Here is a 1,980-nt window from a genome sequence, read left to right as displayed (position 1 = left end):
GTGTTATGAGGTACATATTTAGCGGGCAAGATGCCCGCACCACAAGAGTTTCATGATTCAACTTTGTACTTCATCAGATCGGAAACCGCTGTAAACGGTAAGAGGAATTTCTTGGCTGTCTATTCACCATTGTAATTTGTAGTAATTTGTAGGTTGGGTTGAGGAACGAAACCCAACATCAACCACACTACGCTATCAGCGAATATAATATGGCTTACGCCACGCTGCGCTATCGCTACTACACAAGCGAACTCCACCTATTCCTGCATAACGCACGCAAAGGTGGACTAATGAAAAATCAAGGGTTCTAAACCCACGAAGGTGGGTTTTTTTTGTATAGCCGCGTTGGCGTAGGGCGTGCTGGAAGCATCTTTCTAATCGCCCAAGAGAGTATGAATTTAGACTTTTCAAACGACCTCTTATACTTAACCGAAAAACTACAAAATTTAAAATATTTTGGTGTCATTTATAGAAATTCAGTAATTTAGACACTATTATAATAATAGTATAGATAGAAGCATTACTTATGAGTAACGATTCCTTCTTTGATGAACAGAAAGAGCAATCTTTGGTAAAAGCCAGAATTGTTGAGAAATATTTCAGGGTTTGGGCAAAGGTGATTATCCCGACTGCTAAACAAGCAGGTAATAAAATTGCTTACATAGACCTTTTCGCTGGTCCAGGTAGATATAAAGATGGCTCAAAATCAACACCTATAAAAGTTTTAGAAACAGCAGTTGCTGACTCAGATATGCAAAATATGCTGAAAACATTATTTAATGATGCTAATTCTGAACATACCAATTCTCTCCAAAAAGCTATAGATGAAATTACTGGCATTGATGATTTAAAATATAAACCTCAAGTAACCAATTTTGAAATTGGTGAAAAGAATCTTGAAATATTTTTTCATGTTCCTACACTATTTTTTTTAGACCCATACGGTTATAAAGGATTGTCGCTTAACCTTATTTACTCAGTTGTGAAAAATTGGGGCTGTGATTGCCTCTTCTTTTTTAATTACAATCGTATAAATATGGATTTAACTAATGCCATTGTTGAAGACAATATAAATGACTTATTTGGCAAACAAAAAGCAGATAAAATTCGCCAAGAATTAAAATTAATGACATCATAAAATAGAGAAATTGCTATTATAAAAACTATTTGTGACGCATTAAAAGAAATGGATATTGAATATGTTCAACCGTTTCGTTTTAAACATGAAAAGAAAAAACGTACAAGCCATCACTTAATTTTTGTCAGTAAAGATAAAAGAGGCTATAAAATCATCAAAGATATCATGGCTAAAGAAAGTTCTTATCAAAATCAAGGTGTCCCGTCTTTTGAATATAATCCAGCTACCATTAGACAGCCATTACTATTTGAAATATCACGTCCTTTGGATGATTTAGAACAAATGTTAATGGATGAATTGGCAGGTAAAACAATAACTATGCAAGAAATTTATATGCAGCACAACGTTGGTAGAAGTTTCATTGATAAAAATTATAAAGATGCTCTGAAAAATCTTGAATCTCAAGGTAAAATTACAGCCGAACCACCTGTTAATGAACGAAGAAAAAATACCTTTGGCGATCCTGTTAAAGTTACATTTCCTCCTAAGCAGTAAGTTGTAAATTTTCTTTTTTTAATGCTAATTTCCGTGGAGATTGACCCCATTTTTTCTGATGTTCTTGCCAAGCTTCTGGCATTTCATCCCATATCCTACCATCTAATAACTTACCCCCAGCTTTAGAAGTTCTACCACCGATTTGCTTAAAGAAAAATGCTACTTCTGCCTTTTGACATTGATAGCGAAGCGCTCCGTAGGAATCACGAATTTCTTCAGCCCATTCAATTTTCATCGGACGATGTTTTTGACCAGATTCGCCACCAACAATGACCCAATCAATATTTGTGAGGTCAATATTTAATGAACCTAACAATGGTTCACAGGACAGAAAACGCACATTTGCC

General features: G+C 34.9%; 3 protein-coding genes. 2 read left to right on the top strand and 1 reads right to left on the bottom strand.

All coding sequences use genetic code 11. The features are described from left to right. Nucleotides 1–526: 526 nt before the first annotated feature. Nucleotides 527–1,138 carry a three-Cys-motif partner protein TcmP gene (gene tcmP, locus ACIR310F_RS26605; RefSeq protein WP_231387377.1) on the top strand — a complete coding sequence of 204 codons (612 nt, stop codon included), beginning with the start codon at nucleotides 527–529 and terminating at the stop codon, nucleotides 1,136–1,138. A gap of 48 nt (nucleotides 1,139–1,186) precedes the next feature. Then, nucleotides 1,187–1,633, top strand: coding sequence for a hypothetical protein (locus ACIR310F_RS26600; protein ID WP_231387376.1), 447 nt, complete (start codon nucleotides 1,187–1,189; stop codon nucleotides 1,631–1,633). On the opposite strand, the gene ACIR310F_RS21470 is transcribed toward ACIR310F_RS26600, so the two are convergent. After that, nucleotides 1,623–1,980, bottom strand: a 358-nt coding sequence (locus ACIR310F_RS21470) for a DUF5131 family protein (protein WP_035367576.1), incomplete at its 5' end; no start/stop codon positions are given. The genes ACIR310F_RS26600 and ACIR310F_RS21470 overlap by 11 nt on opposite strands.

The sequence above is a fragment of the Dolichospermum circinale AWQC310F genome (genome assembly GCF_000426925.1).
Taxonomy (GTDB): Bacteria; Cyanobacteriota; Cyanobacteriia; order Cyanobacteriales; family Nostocaceae; genus Dolichospermum; species Dolichospermum circinale.
Note: the sequence above shows the minus strand (reverse complement) of the source record. Positions and strands in the feature narration are given on the sequence as shown.